This window comes from Bacillus sp. BSL6 (assembly GCF_052928345.1).
In genome coordinates this window covers 244425-262753 of record NZ_JAVGCW010000005.1, presented here as the reverse complement: position 1 = coordinate 262753, position 18329 = coordinate 244425, and the positions used below count along the sequence as shown (strand labels likewise).

General features: G+C 34.2%; 22 protein-coding genes. 18 read left to right on the top strand and 4 right to left on the bottom strand.

Going from position 1 to position 18329, the window contains the following annotated elements:
- Window positions 1–20: 20 nt before the first annotated feature.
- Genes RCJ96_RS18125 through RCJ96_RS18115 form a run of 3 tightly spaced genes read left to right on the top strand, consistent with a single transcriptional unit; the run spans window position 21 to window position 2014 of the window.
- On the top strand, window positions 21–578 hold the full coding sequence (locus RCJ96_RS18125; protein WP_316151751.1) for a DUF7010 family protein: 558 nt from the start codon (window positions 21–23) through the stop codon (window positions 576–578).
- A gap of 25 nt (window positions 579–603) precedes the next feature.
- Window positions 604–1431, top strand: a complete 828-nt coding sequence (locus RCJ96_RS18120) for an MBL fold metallo-hydrolase (RefSeq protein WP_088120434.1) — start codon at window positions 604–606, stop codon at window positions 1429–1431.
- 16 nt (window positions 1432–1447) lie between these two features.
- Window positions 1448–2014 (top strand): SGNH/GDSL hydrolase family protein, encoded by a 567-nt coding sequence (locus RCJ96_RS18115; RefSeq protein WP_316151750.1) that lies wholly within the window; start codon window positions 1448–1450, stop codon window positions 2012–2014.
- Between the two features lie 44 nt (window positions 2015–2058).
- On the opposite strand, the gene RCJ96_RS18110 is transcribed toward RCJ96_RS18115, so the two are convergent.
- Together RCJ96_RS18110 and RCJ96_RS18105 are read right to left on the bottom strand one after the other, a co-directional pair.
- On the bottom strand, window positions 2059–2475 hold the full coding sequence (locus RCJ96_RS18110) for an SRPBCC family protein (RefSeq protein ID WP_000079489.1): 417 nt from the start codon (window positions 2473–2475) through the stop codon (window positions 2059–2061).
- Between the two features lie 78 nt (window positions 2476–2553).
- Complete coding sequence (locus RCJ96_RS18105) at window positions 2554–3564, bottom strand: aldo/keto reductase (protein WP_000040533.1); 1011 nt, start codon at window positions 3562–3564, stop codon at window positions 2554–2556.
- Window positions 3565–3976: 412 nt separating this feature from the next.
- On the opposite strand from RCJ96_RS18105, the gene RCJ96_RS18100 reads away from it, so the two are divergent.
- The 5 genes from RCJ96_RS18100 to RCJ96_RS18080 all read left to right on the top strand — a co-directional run bounded on the left by RCJ96_RS18100 (window position 3977) and on the right by RCJ96_RS18080 (window position 8359).
- The gene (locus tag RCJ96_RS18100; protein WP_000860838.1) at window positions 3977–4318 is read left to right on the top strand and encodes a winged helix-turn-helix transcriptional regulator; all 342 of its coding nucleotides are present in this window, start codon (window positions 3977–3979) and stop codon (window positions 4316–4318) included.
- A 189-nt stretch (window positions 4319–4507) separates the two neighbouring features.
- Window positions 4508–4834 carry a winged helix-turn-helix transcriptional regulator gene (locus tag RCJ96_RS18095; protein ID WP_000816333.1) on the top strand — a complete coding sequence of 109 codons (327 nt, stop codon included), beginning with the start codon at window positions 4508–4510 and terminating at the stop codon, window positions 4832–4834.
- 303 nt (window positions 4835–5137) lie between these two features.
- Window positions 5138–6310 carry a cyclopropane-fatty-acyl-phospholipid synthase gene (locus RCJ96_RS18090; RefSeq protein WP_000229046.1) on the top strand — a complete coding sequence of 391 codons (1173 nt, stop codon included), beginning with the start codon at window positions 5138–5140 and terminating at the stop codon, window positions 6308–6310.
- 217 nt (window positions 6311–6527) lie between these two features.
- On the top strand, window positions 6528–7589 hold the full coding sequence (locus RCJ96_RS18085; RefSeq protein ID WP_242304221.1) for an oxidoreductase: 1062 nt from the start codon (window positions 6528–6530) through the stop codon (window positions 7587–7589).
- 32 nt (window positions 7590–7621) lie between these two features.
- Complete coding sequence (locus RCJ96_RS18080) at window positions 7622–8359, top strand: GntR family transcriptional regulator (protein ID WP_000146305.1); 738 nt, start codon at window positions 7622–7624, stop codon at window positions 8357–8359.
- A 64-nt stretch (window positions 8360–8423) separates the two neighbouring features.
- Here RCJ96_RS18080 and RCJ96_RS18075 read toward each other — a convergent pair whose 3' ends face one another.
- Window positions 8424–8768 (bottom strand): winged helix-turn-helix transcriptional regulator, encoded by a 345-nt coding sequence (locus tag RCJ96_RS18075; RefSeq protein WP_000860830.1) that lies wholly within the window; start codon window positions 8766–8768, stop codon window positions 8424–8426.
- Window positions 8769–9368: 600 nt separating this feature from the next.
- Here RCJ96_RS18075 and spxA point away from each other — a divergent pair.
- The 7 genes from spxA (at window position 9369) to RCJ96_RS18040 (ending at window position 14340) form a co-directional block, all read left to right on the top strand.
- Window positions 9369–9764, top strand: coding sequence for a transcriptional regulator SpxA (gene spxA, locus RCJ96_RS18070; protein ID WP_074606723.1), 396 nt, complete (start codon window positions 9369–9371; stop codon window positions 9762–9764).
- A 47-nt stretch (window positions 9765–9811) separates the two neighbouring features.
- Complete coding sequence (locus RCJ96_RS18065; protein WP_000573519.1) at window positions 9812–9946, top strand: BA3454 family stress response protein; 135 nt, start codon at window positions 9812–9814, stop codon at window positions 9944–9946.
- A gap of 109 nt (window positions 9947–10055) precedes the next feature.
- Window positions 10056–10190 (top strand): BA3454 family stress response protein, encoded by a 135-nt coding sequence (locus RCJ96_RS18060; protein WP_000573531.1) that lies wholly within the window; start codon window positions 10056–10058, stop codon window positions 10188–10190.
- Window positions 10191–10353: 163 nt separating this feature from the next.
- Window positions 10354–10767: an Rrf2-family transcriptional regulator SaiR gene (saiR, locus tag RCJ96_RS18055; RefSeq protein WP_000093217.1), complete on the top strand. Its 414-nt coding sequence runs from the start codon at window positions 10354–10356 to the stop codon at window positions 10765–10767.
- A 127-nt stretch (window positions 10768–10894) separates the two neighbouring features.
- On the top strand, window positions 10895–11230 hold the full coding sequence (locus RCJ96_RS18050) for an IDEAL domain-containing protein (RefSeq protein ID WP_000987470.1): 336 nt from the start codon (window positions 10895–10897) through the stop codon (window positions 11228–11230).
- A 94-nt stretch (window positions 11231–11324) separates the two neighbouring features.
- The gene (locus tag RCJ96_RS18045; protein WP_139302716.1) at window positions 11325–12008 is read left to right on the top strand and encodes a DUF3888 domain-containing protein; all 684 of its coding nucleotides are present in this window, start codon (window positions 11325–11327) and stop codon (window positions 12006–12008) included.
- Between the two features lie 1012 nt (window positions 12009–13020).
- Window positions 13021–14340, top strand: a complete 1320-nt coding sequence (locus RCJ96_RS18040) for an aromatic amino acid transport family protein (protein WP_074606719.1) — start codon at window positions 13021–13023, stop codon at window positions 14338–14340.
- Between the two features lie 159 nt (window positions 14341–14499).
- On the opposite strand, the gene RCJ96_RS18035 is transcribed toward RCJ96_RS18040, so the two are convergent.
- Complete coding sequence (locus RCJ96_RS18035) at window positions 14500–14982, bottom strand: VOC family protein (RefSeq protein WP_074606717.1); 483 nt, start codon at window positions 14980–14982, stop codon at window positions 14500–14502.
- A gap of 512 nt (window positions 14983–15494) precedes the next feature.
- Between RCJ96_RS18035 and RCJ96_RS18030 the strand changes: the two genes are divergently transcribed.
- The 3 genes from RCJ96_RS18030 to RCJ96_RS18020 all read left to right on the top strand — a co-directional run bounded on the left by RCJ96_RS18030 (window position 15495) and on the right by RCJ96_RS18020 (window position 18324).
- Window positions 15495–16010: a heme-degrading domain-containing protein gene (locus tag RCJ96_RS18030; protein WP_139302722.1), complete on the top strand. Its 516-nt coding sequence runs from the start codon at window positions 15495–15497 to the stop codon at window positions 16008–16010.
- A 46-nt stretch (window positions 16011–16056) separates the two neighbouring features.
- The gene (locus tag RCJ96_RS18025; RefSeq protein WP_074606715.1) at window positions 16057–16530 is read left to right on the top strand and encodes a tautomerase family protein; all 474 of its coding nucleotides are present in this window, start codon (window positions 16057–16059) and stop codon (window positions 16528–16530) included.
- Between the two features lie 579 nt (window positions 16531–17109).
- Window positions 17110–18324, top strand: a complete 1215-nt coding sequence (locus tag RCJ96_RS18020) for an MFS transporter (RefSeq protein ID WP_074606713.1) — start codon at window positions 17110–17112, stop codon at window positions 18322–18324.
- Window positions 18325–18329 lie beyond the last annotated feature (5 nt).

The window sequence follows — 18329 nt, the reverse complement described above, 5'->3', positions numbered from 1 at the left end:
ATTTTTTGGGGGATCGTGAAATGAATGTTTCAGAAGCGAAAAAGGATTTAGCAATCAAAACGAGGCGAGGATTACCGATTATATTAGCTGGTGTTTTATTTTGGATAGTTATGAGTATAATGGGCTTTGTTCTTTCTGAAAAACAAGTGGTGTGGGTATATTTAATCGGTATGGGATGTGTGTTTCCTTTTGGCTTAATGATAGCTGCTATATTGAAAATTGATATGTTTGCGAAAGGAAATCCGTTAGGGGTTTTGGCAGGATTAATTGGTGGGATAAATGTATTGAATATTCCGCTTGTATTACTTGCCTATTTTCAATTTCCAGAATGGTTACCTTTTGTAGTAGCGATGTTAATAGGTGTTCATTTTATCCCGTACGTATGGATTTACGAAAGCAAAAGTTACGGTTTATTGTCAGTAGGGACTGTATTCGTAACGTCAGTTTGCGGGATTCTTTTTGCGGAAAAAGGATTCACTGTAATTCCATTGTCAGTTACAGCTGTTTATTTACTTACTTTTATCAGTTTATTAATTGAAAATAAAAAAGCAGATCATTATCAACAAAAATTAGCTTAATAAAAATAGAGGGATAGGGGAAATTATGATGAAAAATTTCGTTTGTACAACGTGTGGCGTGCAGTATGCAGCGAGTGTAGAAGAACCAGTGAGTTGTCATATTTGTGATGAAGAGAGACAATATGTGAATCCGAAAGGGCAGTCTTGGACGACGCTAGAAAGCTTACAAACAAGTGATACATATAAAAATGAAATAATCGAAGAGGAAAATGGGCTTTTTAGTATTACGACAAAACCAGGATTTGCGATCGGTCAAACGGCATATGTAGTGAAAACAGAGTCATATCGTTTACTGTGGGACTGTATTACTTATTTAGATGAAACGACAATTGCGAAAATAAAAGAGCTTGGTGGACTAGATGCAATTGCATTGTCTCATCCTCATTATTATTCAACACAAGTAGAATGGGCGGAGACATTTGATGTACCGATTTATATACACGAAGATGATAAAGAGTGGGTGATGCGCCCGAGTAGTCGTATTATTTATTGGTCTGGTGAGTCTTTACAATTAGCGGATGGATTGGTTATTCATCGTTTAGGTGGTCATTTTAAAGGTGGATCTGTCTTACATTGGGAAGAAGGTAATGATGGGAAAGGAATTTTGTTAACAGGTGATATTATTCAAGTTGTAGCGGATGAACGATGGGTAAGCTTTATGTACAGCTATCCAAACTTAATTCCATTACCAGCGAGAAAAGTGGAAGAAATGGTGAATCGAGTGAAGCCGTTACAGTTTAATCGTTTATACAACGCTTTTCATCGCGTAGTAAAAGAGAATGCAAATGAGGCAGTGGAACGTTCTGCTGAAAGATATATTAAGGCGGTAGAAGGAAAGTTGTTTCATACGTAAAAGGAGAGTTAGTTTTATGAAAACGTTAGTATGCTTTGGGGATAGTATTACAGCTGATGAAATGTTTTTTGATGGAACGCCGAGATTAACACCGCGTTTGCAAGAGATGTTTCCGAACTGGAAAGTAGAGAATGCGGGTGTTCCAGGGGATAATACATTCGATGCATTAAATAGGATTGAAGAAGATGTAATATCATATAAACCAGATTTCGTAACAGTTTTTCTTGGCACGAATGATGCAGTATCTTTTTCGCAAGGGTCATTACAAGCATACAAAGAAAATTTAGAGAAGATTGTGAACCAAGTTTCATCAGATAAAGTACTACTGATTAGTCCTGCACCAGTTGATGAAGAAAGACAGCATAATAGAACAAATGAAGTACTCGGTCAGTATGCAGACGTGGTAGAGGAAGTGGCGAAAGAAACAGGAAGCTATTTTCTAAATTTGTATGCTGAAATGATTCAAGAACGGAATTATAAAAGGTTTGTAGAAAATGATGAAAGAGATGGGCTACACTTTGGATCAGAAGGCTATGAGTATGTAGCGAAGTTAATTGGTGAAAAGTTAAAAGGGATTTTATAAAAAAGCAAAGCGATATCGCTTTGCTTTTCATTGTTTTTAATAGCTCAATCTAGAAATGCTTGTTGCAATGCTTTCAGTCCATCACTGTAAATACTATGAAAAAGGTTTATTGCCTCTTCATCACTAACTTCAACAGGAGTGAACGTACCAGACCACTCTACTACCGATGTGTTACTTTCAGTACCTTCTTTCACCTGGATTGTAGATAGATAATTAGTGACTGGGAATGGTGCATTCATGATTGAATACGTGTAGTATCGTTCTTTCTCATTGAATACTTCTAATCGTTCTATAATCGTGTCACCATCTGGATTAGCTAGGTGACGTACACGACCGCCTTCCGTTAATTTACTGTTAGGTATATAAGGTAACCAGTCTGGAAGGGAGTTGAAACCTCCGATTAATTGCCATACTTGTTCAGGTGAACCGAAAATTTCCATAGATGTAGTAGTCTGTGCCATGTTCATTACGCTCCTTTTCATCCCGGTATTTGCGGGTAAATAATCAGTGGGGATTGCCCCACTGATTAAGGTTTCAATTTATTTTACGTTGATTGGTAGTGGTGCATTAGGTGCTACTAGTTTTTGTTCACGCATTTCTTCCCAGAATGCTGCTGGAATTACTGTATTTAAGGCGTTTTGGTCTTCTACAATTCGTTCCGGTTTACTTGCACCAGGAACAACGGCAGCAACTGCTGGATTCGCTAGTGAAAATTGTAATGCAGCAGCTTTGATACTGATTTCGTGACGATCTGCAAGAGCTTTGATTTTCTCAACTTTTGCAATGATTTCTGGTGATGCTTTTTGATATTCGAAGTGAGCACCTCCAGCAAGAATACCTGAGCTATATGGGCCACCAACAACAATATCCATATTATGCTTAACAGCTGCAGGCATTACTCGTTGCAATGCACGCTCGTGGTCTAGTAATGAATAACGACCAGCTAGTAAGGATATATTTGGCTGCGCTTCTTCTAAATCAAGCATCAGTTCAATTGATTCTACTTTGTTTACTCCAAGTCCCCAGCCTTTAATAACGCCTTCTTCACGTAAACGTGTTAGTGCACGGAATGCTCCTGTTCGAGCTGTTTCAAATTGTGAAATCCACTCATCACCATAAAAGTCTTGTGCTAAATCATGAATGAAAACAAAGTCTAGACGATCTGTTTTTAAACGTTTCAAACTTTGCTCGATAGAACGAAGTGTTGCATCTGCACTATAGTCATTGATCATTTTATTTTTGCGGCCAAATTCGAAAAGTCCGCCTTTTTCACCTAAATCACGTGCAGATGGATCTTCTAGTTCATCTGAAATCGTTCGACCGACTTTTGTGCTTAAAAAGTAATCATCACGATTTCTTTTTGATAGTGCTTCGCCAAGACGAATTTCTGCTAAACCAGATCCATAAAGTGGAGCTGTATCAAAGTAACGAACGCCATTCTCCCAAGCAGCATCCACTGTAGCGATTGCTTCTTCTTCTGGAATATTACGGTACATATTTCCTAGTGGTGCTGTACCAAAACCAATTTTTTCTTTTAGTAATTTACTCATTATTAATATCCTCCTAAAATGTATTTGAAAATTAATTCATCATTGTGAATGGATGTGAAAATGAAAATATGTCATTTCATCGTCGGACAAAATGTATGATAAAAATACTCAATTTAAAGTACCGGGACAAAAATGTAATTTCTAATACTGCATGACTCACTCAACTCTTACAAATGCTATTATGAAATGTATTTTACATAATGAAAAGTACGTACTTTAAAGTGATATAGATACTAAAAAGTAATACAGGTACTTTTTGGTACCGTACTACTCATCTGCTGTTTACGTATGCTATTATGAAACATGTTTAATAGGATAAAAAGTACGTACTTTAAGGTGCTATAGATACTTAAAAGTAATATTTAAATCTTTAGCTTACTTGCCTTATCACATTATTAAAGGAGATTTTTATATGAAAACATATAATATTCCTGTAGAGGCGACTTTACAGGTTATCGGTGGGAAGTGGAAAGTAGTGATCCTTTGTCATTTAAAGAAAGATAAAAAGAGAACGTGCGAATTAAAACAATTAATGTCTGGTATTACACAAAAGATGTTAACACAGCAATTACGTGAATTAGAAGAAGATGGTGTAATCGAGAGAAAAGTGTATAACCAAGTGCCGCCAAAAGTAGAGTATTCGTTAACGGAATACGGTCATTCTTTAGATGCTATACTCGATTCTCTTTGTAACTGGGGAGAACATCATCTTGAAAAGAATGGCAACACGTCTATGCTTATTACAGCAGAATAAACAAGAAAAAAACGAACGAGAATACGTTCGTTTTTCTTTTTGTATATAGGAATATTTTTAAACGGCATAATTACTTTTTGGTAATATGGGTACTTTTTTGTGCTGTAGGAACTAAAATGTGCCGTATAGAAAATTATTTGTTTTTACGTAACAATAGAGAAGAAATTTAGAAAAAAGGAGGGAGATTGTGTGAAACAATACAATATACCGATAGAAGCAACTTTAGAAATTATCGGGGGAAAGTGGAAAGTCGTCATTTTATGTCACTTAACGAAAGGAACGAAGCGAACGAGCGAGTTGCAGCGTCTAATTCCTGAAATTTCTGTTAGAATGTTGACGCAACAATTACGTGAGCTAGAAGATGATGGTGTGATTACACGTGAAATCTATAAAGAAATTCCACCCCGAGTAGAATACTCCTTAACTGATTATGGGTGGTCTTTGCAAAATGTATTAAATCAATTGACCGTATGGGGAGAACGATGCATAGATAGAAAAAATAGTAAAGTTAAGTGAAATCTATATATGTAATATTGAAACGCCACCTATTGATGAGGTGGTGTTTTTTAGTATAAAAATTTAGAAAGTAAGGATCTATACCATATTAACAACTGTTTTAGCCGTGATGAATAATGGATTAAAGTTTTCATAGGTACTTAAAAGTGCCTTCATCACTTTAAAGTACGTACTATGCTTCATAATATAACCGTTTTATAATGACACTCGTAGCAAGAAGTCATAACGGTTTTAAGCTATGTTCAAAAAGACTTATTAACTAGTATAGTCTTTTGTTCAATTTCTTTAGTAGGAGATGTTTATATGGTTGAAGAACTTTTTTATAAAAAAATACTTAAAAATCTTTTTTCAGATCCAGTTCAAATTACACTTTGGAATGGAGAAACAATACAATATGGAGAAGGGGAACCTCAATTCCATGTAACATTTCATAAGCCGCTTTCAAAAAAAGAGATTGCTAAGGATCCTTCTATCGCATTCGGTGAAGCATATATGAATGGAGATCTTGAAATAGAGGGTAACCTTGAAAAAGCAATTCAATCTATTTATAAAAGGCAGGATAGCTTTTTAGGTGATAGTAAGTTGCAATATTTCAAAAGTAAATGGAATTTCTCAAAACAAAAAAATAAAGATGATATTGCTCATCATTATGATATTGGGAACGATTTCTATAAATTATGGCTAGATGAAACAATGACGTATTCTTGTGCGTATTTCCAAAATGAGCAAGATTCTTTAACGACAGCTCAGCATAATAAAGTGAATCATATTTTGAAAAAGTTGAACCTTCAAAAAGGTGATACGCTATTAGATATTGGTTGCGGGTGGGGTGAGCTCATTACAGCAGCCGCTAAGCAGTACGGTGTGAAAGCGATGGGAGTAACGTTAAGTGAGGAACAATATGCTAAGACTTCCGAACGAATTAAACAAGAGGGACTTACGGATTTAGTTGAAGTATCTTTACTTGATTACCGTGATATTAAGAATCGTAAATTTGATAAAATTGTTAGTGTAGGTATGATTGAACATGTAGGAAAAGACAACATTACACAATACTTTGAGACAGTGAATGCACTACTAAATGATGGTGGGATTTCGCTACTTCATTGTATTACTTCTCCGGCCAATGGTGGTGCTACGAATGGTTGGATTGAAAAATATATATTCCCTGGCGGATATGTTCCTGCTGTGAACGAATTAATCACGAACATGACAAACGAACAATTTTACATTGTTGATGTGGAAAGCTTACGTAGACATTACGGGAAAACATTACAGCATTGGGCTCGAAATTTTGAAAACGTACTGGAGGAAGTTCGCAAAACGAAAGATGAGCGATTCATTCGTATGTGGCGCTTATATTTAAATGCATGTGCAGCTTCGTTCTTTACAGGTAATATTGATTTACATCAATTTGTATTTACAAAAGGTATTAACGATACAATTCCGATGACACGTTCTTATATGTATGAATAAGAGCATGTAATGAAGCAGCTCTGTAACTACTCATCGAGTGTAAATAAAATGATGGTAGGACATAAGTCTATAACTTAAAGTCGAGATCGGAATCAGAAAATGATTTCCATCTCGACTTTTTTATATATAATTTTAAAAACAAAACTATATACTTTTAATGATAAAAATATATAATAAATATAGAATCAAAAATTTATGAGCAAGGAAGTTGAATAATATGACATTAACAATGGGCTTTATTGGATTTGGAAAATCAGCTAACCGCTATCACTTACCGTATGTGAATATACGTAAAAATATAAAAGTAAAAACGATTTTTGCTCGCCAAATTAATGAAGAATTAGCGGCTCCATATAAGGAAAAAGGTGTTAGTTTCACTACTGATTTGAACGAATTGTTGAATGATAAAGAAATCCAAGTAGTGACAATCTGTACGCCAGCACATACGCATTACGAATTAGCGAAAAAAGTTATACTTGCTGGAAAATCAGTTATCGTTGAAAAACCATTTTGCGATACAGTGGAACATGCGAAAGAATTATTAGCTTTAGGACGAGAAAAAGGTGTAGTAGTTATGCCTTATCAAAACCGCCGTTTTGATGGTGATTTCTTAGCAGTGAAGCAAGTTGTGGAACAAGGATTCCTTGGTGATATTGTTGAGGTTGAATCACATATTGATTATTTCCGTCCGGGTTCAATCACTCACGAAGGTCCGAAAGAAGAAGGTTCATTTTATAGTTTAGGTATTCATACGATGGACCGTATGATTTCACTATTTGGCCGTCCAGATACAGTGACATACGATATTCGTAATAATGAAGTGAAAGGTGCGGTTGATAATTATTTCGATGTTGGTCTACATTACGGAAATAAGTTGAAAATTAAACTGAAAACGAACCATGTTGTAGCGAAAGATTATCCGCGCTTTATCGTTCATGGAACAAATGGATCGTTTATTAAATATGGTGAAGATCAGCAGGAAAATGATTTGAAAGCGGGTATTATGCCTGAGAGTGCAGGATTTGGTGAAGATTCACCAATGTACTATGGAATTGCGAAATATCGCAATGCAAACGGTGATTGGATTGAAAAACAAATTAAAACGCCACTTGGTGATTACGGTCGTTTTTATGATGCAGCGTATGAAACAATCGTGAATGGTGCACCAAAACTTGTGAAAGATGAAGAAGCGATAACGAATATTGAAATCTTAGAAAACGGATTTGCTGCGCCATCACCTTCCGTTTACAAACTTGAGGCTTTAAACTTAAATGAATAGAAGAGGGAATACAGCATAAAGGAGGTATGGAAATGGCAAGCGGATCCACACAAGTAAAATACCTCGGCATTTATCAAAAAATGAAACAGCAAATTTTAGACGGCGAATATAAGATTAACGAAAAAATTCCAAGTAGCCCCGTCCTCGCTGAAGAATTTGATGTTTCTGTCCTTACTATAAAAAAAGCGCTGGATCTGTTAGTTAGAGACGGCTACATCATTCGCCGGCGCGGAAGTGGAACGGTCGTTCAAGATTGGCGTCAACAGGAAAAAGCACGAATGATTCAAACTTTAACAGGTACAAAAGCTGTTTATGGCAGTGAGGTAGAAAGTAAAATTATTGAGTTTACGATTGTCGGTGCCGATGAAGTCATTGCTGAAAAATTGGGTATTTCAGTAGGGGATTTTGTATATAAAATCATCCGCCTCCGCATCATTCACAGTATTCCAACGATTATGGAGCATACATGGATGCCGATTTCGGTCATTCCAGGTGTTGAGGTTTCTGTTTTAGAGGAATCAATCTACTCCCACATTCAAAATAAACTAGGTCTTCAAGTGGGAACATCCGTTGTTAGGGTTAAAGGAATTCGCCCGGATGATAAAGAAAAGCAGTTTATGAACTTAACAAATCAAGATTTCCTAATGAGAGTGGAACAGGTGGCCTACTTAACGGATGGACGCACTTTTGAATACTCTTATGCCGATCACTTGCCGGAAACCTTTGAATTCGAAACAGTTATTACTGCAAAAAGTTATAAAGAGGTATAAAAAATAGGTTGGGGCACGTATTGCCTCAACCTATTTTCTGTTTTCAATATAGTAGGAACAGCTATTATTCATCTGCTGTAATCAGCATGGATGTGTTACCGTTTTTTTCAAGATGAACTTCTCCCCAGGAACAGAGGGAATCGAGTATAGCTCCTAATGACGAACCGTAATCCGTTAAAGAGTACTCTACTTTCGGTGGCACTTGGTCATATACTTTCCTTTGGATTACACCATCTTCTTCTAGTTCCCGTAATTGTTGTGTTAACATTTTTTGTGTAATACCAGGCATTAAACGTTTTAATTCACTCGTTCTTTTTGTGCCTTTCTTTAAATGGCAAAGAATAACAACCTTCCACTTTCCGCCAATAACTTCTAAAGTCGCTTCTACAGGAATATTGTATGTCTTCATAAAAAACCCCTTTGATGAATGTAGATTACAGTTTTGGACCTAGATACGCTTTAATAATAAAATTATTTCTTTTTAGTGCCTATAACACTTTAAAGTGCGCACTATTTATTGTGCGAAATATCGTTCATAATAACCGATGTAGAACTGCACTAGAAAGTTTATATGTTACCTTTTAGTACCTATAACACTTTAAAGTACGTACTTTTTATTATGCGAAATATCGTTCATACTAACACATGTAAGTAAGAAATGAATAAAATGTACTTTGAAGTGCATTTGGAACGGGTCGGCATAACACTATGGGGACATTCACAAAAAATGATTAATTAATCCAAGACTTAACATTTGATTAATAGAACTGTAAGGTTTAAAATTACAGTATAGATTTAAGAAGTGAGTTGTCATCATCTGTAAAATGTAGTTTCAACTATTTTATAAAAGAAGTATGCAAAGAACCGAGTAGTAAAAAATAAACGAAACATTGCGGAATAACTAACATTACGTGAATTTGATTCTAAACTGTAATTTTTTTTAATACATTTCAACAAACGATATTTAAAGTGTACATTTTATAAAGAACATTAAAGGAGTGAGTGAAATATGGTGGTTTTATATACAACAGCAAGCTGTGCTTCATGTCGAAAAGCGAAAGCATGGCTGGAGGAGAATCAAATTGATTATACTGAAAAAAATATCGTATCCAATTCTATGACAGTGGATGAACTTAAGTCCATTCTTCGTTTAACTGAAGAGGGTGCTACTGAAATTATTTCAACTAGATCCAAAACTTTTCAAGACTTAAATATAAATATAGATGAGCTTTCGCTAAATGAATTTTATAAATTAATAATTGAGCATCCGCTAATGTTGCGTCGCCCAATTATGCTGGACGAGAAAAGATTACAGATTGGTTTTAATGACGAAGAAATTCGTAAATTTTTACCACGTAGCGTTCGAACATTTTTAAATATTGAACTGCAAAAGTTGGCTAATTAATAAGTAATGGTATGAGAGAGAAATTTTTTGAAAGGAGGAAACTGAAGGTGATAGAAGTATGCGTTACAGTGAATTATAAAGATAGAAACTATCAAACAAATGTTATTGTAAGCAAAGATACGGTGTGGACAAAAATTAAACAATTGGCAGAAGAACAAGTCAAAAAACAGTGGGATTTTTAAATATGATTATCAAAAAAATGAAGTTATAGGTTAGAGATTATAACTAAACCCAAGACTTTTCAGGACTTAAATATAGATAAGAAATTTGTTTGAAAGGAGGAAGCAGGAAATGATAGAAGTATGTGTTACAGTCAATTATAACGATAGAAATTATCAAACAAATGTTATTGTAAGCAAAGATACGATATGGACAAAAATTAAACAATTGGCAGAAGAACAAGTGAAGAAACAATGGAGTCTTTAAATGTATGTTTAACTTAAAAAGCTCAATGAAGTTATGGAATCTATTTCTTTATGCTAAGAGTGGTTCTTATATATTTTAACGTTTGGCTAACCTATCTGTAATATTTATGGCTACAGTATGTTAATATAGGAGAAACAATATTTTTGATCGTAGGAGGAAAACAATGAGCAGCGACTTTACTTTGGCCATACACAGTTTAACTTATTTAGCTTTACAGCCAGACCGGATGTCAACAAGTAATGCGATTTCAGAAAGTGCAGGTGTTCACCCAGTACGTATTCGCAAAGTACTAAGTTTATTAAAAAAACATAAGTTTATACAATCGAAAGAGGGGACTGGTGGCGGTTTTATTTTCGCCCGAGATTTAGATGAAGTTAATCTTTGGCATATTTATCAAATAACCTCTGAAGGTGCGTTGCAGCCTAAGTGCCCAGAATCAAATGATCAGTGCATTGTAGGTTCAAACATGCGAAAAGTGCTGTTTACTATTTTCTTAGGTGCGGAAGAACATTTAGGTGAATATTTAAAGAACTATACAATGAAAGAAGTTGTTGATCTTATCAATCAAGAACGTTAAGCGACTTACTTGTTATATAGAGACGTAAGTTCTTACTATTTAAATGTAATAGAAAATATTACAGTTTGATTTCGTTTTTATTTCTTTTTTATCGCCACAAAAAATATTTATAAGAAGGTGAAAAAGTATGATGTCAAATAATAATCAAGTTTTAAAAGTAGGAGATTGGGTTCGTGGAATATCAAATGAGGGTGAATTCATAGTTGGTTACATTGTATCACTTGATGAAGTGGAAGATGTAGTTACAGTTAGTATTGTGAAACGTGACGACAAGTACACAATAAACGAAGCGATTTTACTCTTTAGTAAACATGTTAACAAACTTCCTGAATCAAAGGTAATTAATAAGGAGCAAATCCTTTATCTGATAGACCTTGCATTATTAACAGGAGACGAAGAATGGTTTATGGAGCTTTCTTCAAAATTAAACTCGATAAAAGAGCTAGTTAACGAGGGAGTTTAAAGATTACATTATTGGCTTTTAATAGTTTGAATCGTGCAATAAGCAATAATATCATTTCTTTTGTCGCACTTTAATAAAAGAGGTGATTGATGGTATGAAAATAAAAATAATTAGCATCATATGTTTTCTGAGTTTTGTATTACCCTGTATTTCCGCTCAAGCAATTGTAAAAATAGAAAATAATAGAAATCAAAGCTTTGACATAAATTTAACCGGTTATGAACTTTATTCGTTTGGTGATTTTAATCAATTAGGTTATAAGATAACGCCACTTACTCAACTGTTTTTAGGGATAATTCAAACAGAAGGTGAGTGGATTGATGAACCAAGATTATATATTAAGGGAAATAAAGGTTATTTTCATCTTTGGAAAGCAGATGGTACGAATGTTCTGTATACTGTTGAAAAGAGTGGTGATTTTTGGAGAATTATAGATGTAAAAAGGAAGGAAATTAACAGAATACCTGTACCAAAACAATTTTTAAAAGAAGTGGTCATTAATCTCTTATTAGAGCCGATAAGTAAAGAAGTTGAAAACTATTATAAGGAACCAAAACTTTGGTATCGAGGTTCTGAAAAAATACTTGAAATAAAAAAAGACGAAGTAAATTCTATTTTCTATGTAACTGTTCAAATTCAAACCTTTGAGGGGGCACACAATCCCCCTTATGGAGAGGACACAATTACTTTTCGTATTAAAGGAAATGATGTAAAAACAATTCATTACAAACATAGAGATATTCCTGAAGAAGAGTTAAAAAAACTCGAATTAAGATGACTTTGAAATGATTTGTTTGCCCACTCCTGATAACGATAATTATGTCAATGAGCTGCCTGATATGGGCAGCTTATTGTATTTTTGCGTTTAGCGTAGGTTTTTGTAAAATGTTAGCGGTCCTCTTATTGCCATCAAGTAAAAAGGTAGCTTCCTAAAAATGTATATGAATGCAATGTCGATAATATATATCCTGAAAATTGGTTGGTATATTCAAAAAGATATTTCTTTTTAACCACGTTAATTATTTATTAGAATATCTTTTTTAATTAAAATGATTTTTTTTGACAAAGGAGAATATAAGTATCTTTATAATGAGTAAATTGGATAAATAATATATGACTGTGTTTTATGCTAATTCATTCAGTTTTAAGCGATAGGAACAAGGGTTGCATGCGAACTGTAAAATGTTATCCATGTAAAATTATATCCGGTTAATATTTCTGAAAATATAAAAATATTAATTTTATAAATATACACGTTATAATGAGGGCGTCGAGAGAAATTTTATTATCTCTGGAGAAAATATAAAAAATGCGATTATTAGTAAGAAAGGTGTGTGATTAGAGGCGAAATGTATGTAAAGTACTTCAGTGGCTTGTGTAAGCAATATCATCAGTGCTACCGAAGTTATGAAAGTAATGTATAGAATTGAGAAAGAAATGCCTCGCAAATGAAGAGAGGCTGGTTTAGCTAAAATTACTGTTAAAAGTAAAAAAGAGAAACCATTAAAGTAATACACTGTTATTAGAAATGTTGCAACGTATTTATGAAGTCTATTCCATATTGTTCTTTTAAGGGGTCTTTATATAAAGAGCGGATATTACGAGTAAACTTTTTTGTGAACGCTAACAATTATATTAGGACGCTAACTAGCGAATGTTTCAATTTGGTTTCATTATGATGAAGGACATACAATGTGGGGCAACTTGTAAGGAATTCATTTTCCCAAAAAGGAAAATATTCGGTAGCTATTAAGAGAGAGGCAGGAATAGATACAAGGGGGAGCTATTATATGAACGGGAATACTGCAAAGAAAATAGAAGTTCAAGCTGAAAATACCGCACTAAAAAATGAGCAATATGCAGATCCGAAAAAGTGGCATAAGCAGGATACTACATGGGCACTCAGTCTATTTGGAACTGCAATTGGAGCAGGGGTGCTCTTTTTACCGATTAATGCAGGTTCAGGTGGTTTATTATCTTTACTACTAATTACATTGCTTGCATATCCAGTTATGTACTACTCACATAGGGCACTTGCTAAAATGATATACGCTTCTAATTCTGCTGATGAGGGGATCACAGGTACAATTAGAGAGTATTTCGGAAATAAAGCGAGTATCATTTTTAACATCGTATATTTCGGTTCAATTTATACAATCGTACTAATGTATTCGGTTGCGCTTACAAACACCGCAAGTAGTTTTATCGTGCATCAATTGCACATGCCAGAACCTCCAAGAGCAATTTTATCACTTGTATTAGTTCTTGGTCTTATCGCTATACTAAATTTTGGTCAAGATATTACTGTAAAGGTAATGAGTATGTTAGTGTATCCTTTCATCGTTTCTCTACTGTTTATCGCAATATCTTTAATTCCACAGTGGAATACGTCAATGCTTAGTTTTTCAGCTGTTTCAACTGCTTCAACAGGAACAGGCTATTTTGGGACGATATTGATGATTCTACCAATCATCGTATTCTCATTTAATCATTCACCTATGATTTCATCATTTGTTGTGAAACAGAGAGCTACGTATGGAATCGAAGCCACTGATGCGAAATGTGCGCAAATACAAAAGGTTTGTTATATTATGACATTCGCTGTTGTTATGTTCTTCGTTTGGAGTAGCGCATTGAGCTTGACTCCAGATGATATAAAAATGGCAAAAGAACAAAACCTATCAATCCTTTCATATCTTGCGAATGAGCTTAATTCACCTGTAATCACGATTGCAGCTCCAATCATTGCTTTTGTGGCTATTACAAAGTCTTTCCTTGGCCATTATATCGGAGCATTTGAAGTAATGCGTGACATGATTATTAAGTTTGGTAAATCACGTGGAAAAGATATTGAAGAAAAAACAATTAAGACAATCGTCCTTACTTTTGTTGTATTATCATGCTGGTTTGTTGCTTATACAAATCCAAGTATTCTTGGACTTATTGATTCTCTAAGCGGTCCATTAGTTGCTGCTATCTTATGTCTATTACCGATGTATGCGATTCAAAAAGTACCGGTATTAGCTAAGTACAAAGGGAAAATGAGTAACGTATTTGTTATTATTGTAGGTGTACTTACTGTTTTAGCAAGTATTAAGTCATTATTCTAATTTAAGATTTTTGATTTTAGTGTAAAAGTAGTGGAATATAAAATATCTATTTTTGGACAAACTTCTCACGTTTGAGAGTTTGTCCTTTTTATTTCTTCTAGCAATAAACAGCCACCTTTTCAGAGATAAGGTGGCTGTTTCGGTATTAATTTATTTTTACTATTCACGTCTAAATGGACCTTTTGGAGCAATTAGTTCTAGATTAGTACCATCTGGATCACGGAAGTAGGCAACTCCTGTACCAAATCCAGATTTCAAGCCGTCTTCTTCTTGGAAGACAATTGGCTCACCATCTGGTTCTACCCCAATTGCTTTTAGACGTTCTACAGCGGCATCGATATCTTCTACTTCAAAACAAAGATGCATCGCACTAATTTGATCATTTGAGTAAGATGCTTTATCTGATTTAGGGACAACGTATTCTAGAATGTCGATGTTCAAATTGTCTAAGTGTAGATTGGCATATTTAATACGAGTATCTTCAAGTCCTTGTGTTTGCGCCATTCTTGTTCCGCCAATTTCATCGATGTTTGATACTTTCTTACCTGTTAATGCTTCATAAAAAATGATAGATTTTTCTAAATTGCTTACTGTAATTCCGACGTGATTTACTTGTGAAAAGCCTGCTGTTTTTTCACTCATTTTTGTTACCTCCTATTTTTAGGTGGTGTAATGTATCGTTTCACCAATCTTTTACTGTAATTAAAATGAGCCTTTAGTTGAAGTTCTATTCTAATTCGTTTGTAACAACTCAAAAGAAATATAAGAGTATTTTTTAGATAAGAAAAGAATCTAGTATCGACTAGGTTCTTTTATTTTTCGTTTGTTTTTATACAAAAATTTGATGGGCTTGAATTACAGCTATTGAGCAAAAAAGTTTGATATGAAAAATATTATTCTTTAGTACATACATTTTTAAGATGTTAAATATATTTCATAGTAGTCTCTGTAAGATAGGGATAAGTAAAATAGTACTTTAAAGTACCTATAGCACTTTAAAGTGCGTACTTTTTATAATTTTGAATATCATTCATAATAGCACCAGTAAGAAGAAAACAAGCTTTTCGGTACTAGTTACCAATGATGTTATAACAGTTTATTTAGATTCAGATTGTTTAAAAGGTTGTACGATATGGCCTAATAATTTCAAAAAAATGTCGGTGTGGCATAAAACAATTATGGAGGTTAAAAATATGAGTTCTTCAAATTTGAATGAAATAAGTAAACAAATTTTAAAAGAGGAGGAAACACTTCAATTTTCCTCTTTTACAAATGAAGATGCGTTGCAACTAGGTTTATTTATCGTTGAAACAGCAAAGCGAGAAGGGAAATTGATTGCTGTTGATATAACGAAAAACGGTGTGCAATTATTTCATTTCAAGATGACAGGGACAAATGCGGAAAATACGAAATGGATTGAGCGTAAAAAGCGAGTCGTTTCCCTGCATGATCGTAGCTCGTATTATATGCAGATACAAAGTGAAATAACTGGAATTTCATATAATGAAAAATATCTTTTAGATACTTCGGAATATGCTGCATTTGGTGGATGTTTTCCTATCAGAATAAAAAACGTAGGGGTTATTGGAATGATAACAGTATCAGGATTACCACCAGAAGAAGATCACGAATTGGTAGTAAGGGCAGTTAAAAATCATTTAAACCAATAGTTGTAGCTAGTGAATAAATAATTAATTAACTTTAGGGGGCAATACTATGCCATTAATTGAACTAAATACTTGGCCAACGATGTCAACAGAAGAAAAAAAAGAATTCATTTATGAAGTAACCGAACTTACAATAAAACGATTAAAAATTGTCCCTGACAAAATTCAAGTGTTGATTACGGAACTTGAGAAAGAAAATTGGGGGAAAGCTGGAGCTGTAGCAAGTGATGCTACCTTTGCTGAGAAAAGTAGGGTGTCCAATTGGGAGACAAAAGAGTCTTACGATACACCGTCTGGCAACGTGGATGGAATGGCTATTATTAAGATTGATATATGGAATACATTTGATCAAGATACAAAGGATAAGTGGGTAAACGAACTTACACAAGTAACCTCTAAATATACGCATGCACCTTTGGATAAAGTGCTAATTCTTATTCGTGAAATGATTCCAGGAAACTGGGGACAAAGTGGTGTAACGGGAGCCGATAAAGATTTCCTTTCCAAAAGTCGTACATTTTAATTGTTAAATAAAAAAGGCAAAAATGAACAAATTTCTGTTCGTTTTTGCCTTTTTATTATTTCTCTGTGGTAATGAGCATGACCTTAATATGTTTAAGTAATGTCCTCTAAAGTTGCCTCTACGGGAAAGGGTATTTCTTCATTTGAAAGTCTTTTTCATGGAATGTAGATTTCAATTTTTGAGCAAAATAAGCTAGGTTATATAAATGTTACTTTTTAGTACCTATAGTACTTTAAAGTACGTACTTTTTATTATGTTAAATATCATTCATAATAGCACATGTGAGAGGGAAACAAGCTTTATGGTACTAGTAATTAACTATGTTACTTTTTAGTACCTACAGCACTTTAAAGTGCGTACTATTCATTATGTTAAATATATTTCATAATAGTACATGTAGGAAAGAGACAAGCTTTATGGTACTAAAAAGTATCTATAGTACTTTAAAGTGCGTTCTTTAAAAAGAGAATGAAACCATTCATAATAGCGTTTGTAGAGATTAAATATATGTTTTGAAAGATAAAAGGGCCTTTTTATCTCACTATTATGATAGGAATTATAGGGAAGAGGGGAAATCAATTGAATTCATATACAGCATCGTCTTCAGAAGTTCAGACGAATCGAAGAAGTATATTTGCGTTATTAGCGCTAGCAATTAGTGCGTTCGGGATTGGGACAACTGAATTTGTTAGTGTCGGTTTATTACCATCTATTTCGGAAGATTTAAATGTTTCGGTGACAACAGCTGGTTTAACAGTTTCTTTATATGCGTTAGGAGTAGCATTTGGTGCTCCGGTATTAACGTCATTAACAGCTAATATGTCACGAAAAACGTTATTAATGTGGATTATGATTATTTTCATTATTGGTAACGGAATCGCAGCGGTAGCAACAAGTTTCACTGTATTACTTATTGCGCGAATTGTTTCTGCACTTTCGCATGGTGTGTTTATGTCAATTGGTTCAACGATTGCTGCGGCACTCGTACCAGAAAATAAACGTGCTAGCGCGATTGCCATTATGTTTACTGGTGTTACAGTCGCAACTATTACAGGTGCACCAATTGGAACATTTATTGGTCAACAATTTGGCTGGAGAACATCATTTTTAGCAATTGTAGTAATTGGAATTATTGCCTTAATCGCAAATAGTATTCTCATTCCATCTAATATGAAAAAAGGTGCGTCTGTATCATTCCGCGATCAGTTTAAATTGATTACAAACGGAAGACTGTTACTAGTTTTCATCATTACTGCATTAGGATATGGGGGAACATTCGTAACATTTACGTATTTATCTCCGTTATTACAAGAAGTAACAGGATTTAAAGCTAATACGGTTACGATCATTTTATTAGTATATGGAATCGCTATTGCAATAGGGAATGTGATTGGCGGGAAATTATCGAATCATAATCCAATTCGAGCGCTATTTTACATGTTCTTTATTCAAGCGATTATATTATTTGTTTTAACATTTACAGCGCCATTTAAAGTAGCTGGGTTAATTACAATTATTTTTATGGGATTATTCGCATTTATGAATGTTCCAGGGTTACAAGTATATGTCGTAATGTTAGCTGAACGATTTGTACCGAGTGCTGTCGATGTTGCATCGGCAATTAATATTGCGGCTTTTAATGCTGGGATTGCTCTTGGTGCTTATTTAGGCGGTATGGTAACGAATTCGTTAGGGTTAATTCATACGGCTTGGGTAGGTGGCATTATGGTAGTAGGTGCTGTTATTTTAACAGCATGGAGCATGTCATTAGAAAAACGAGATCAAGTAAAATAAAAGGA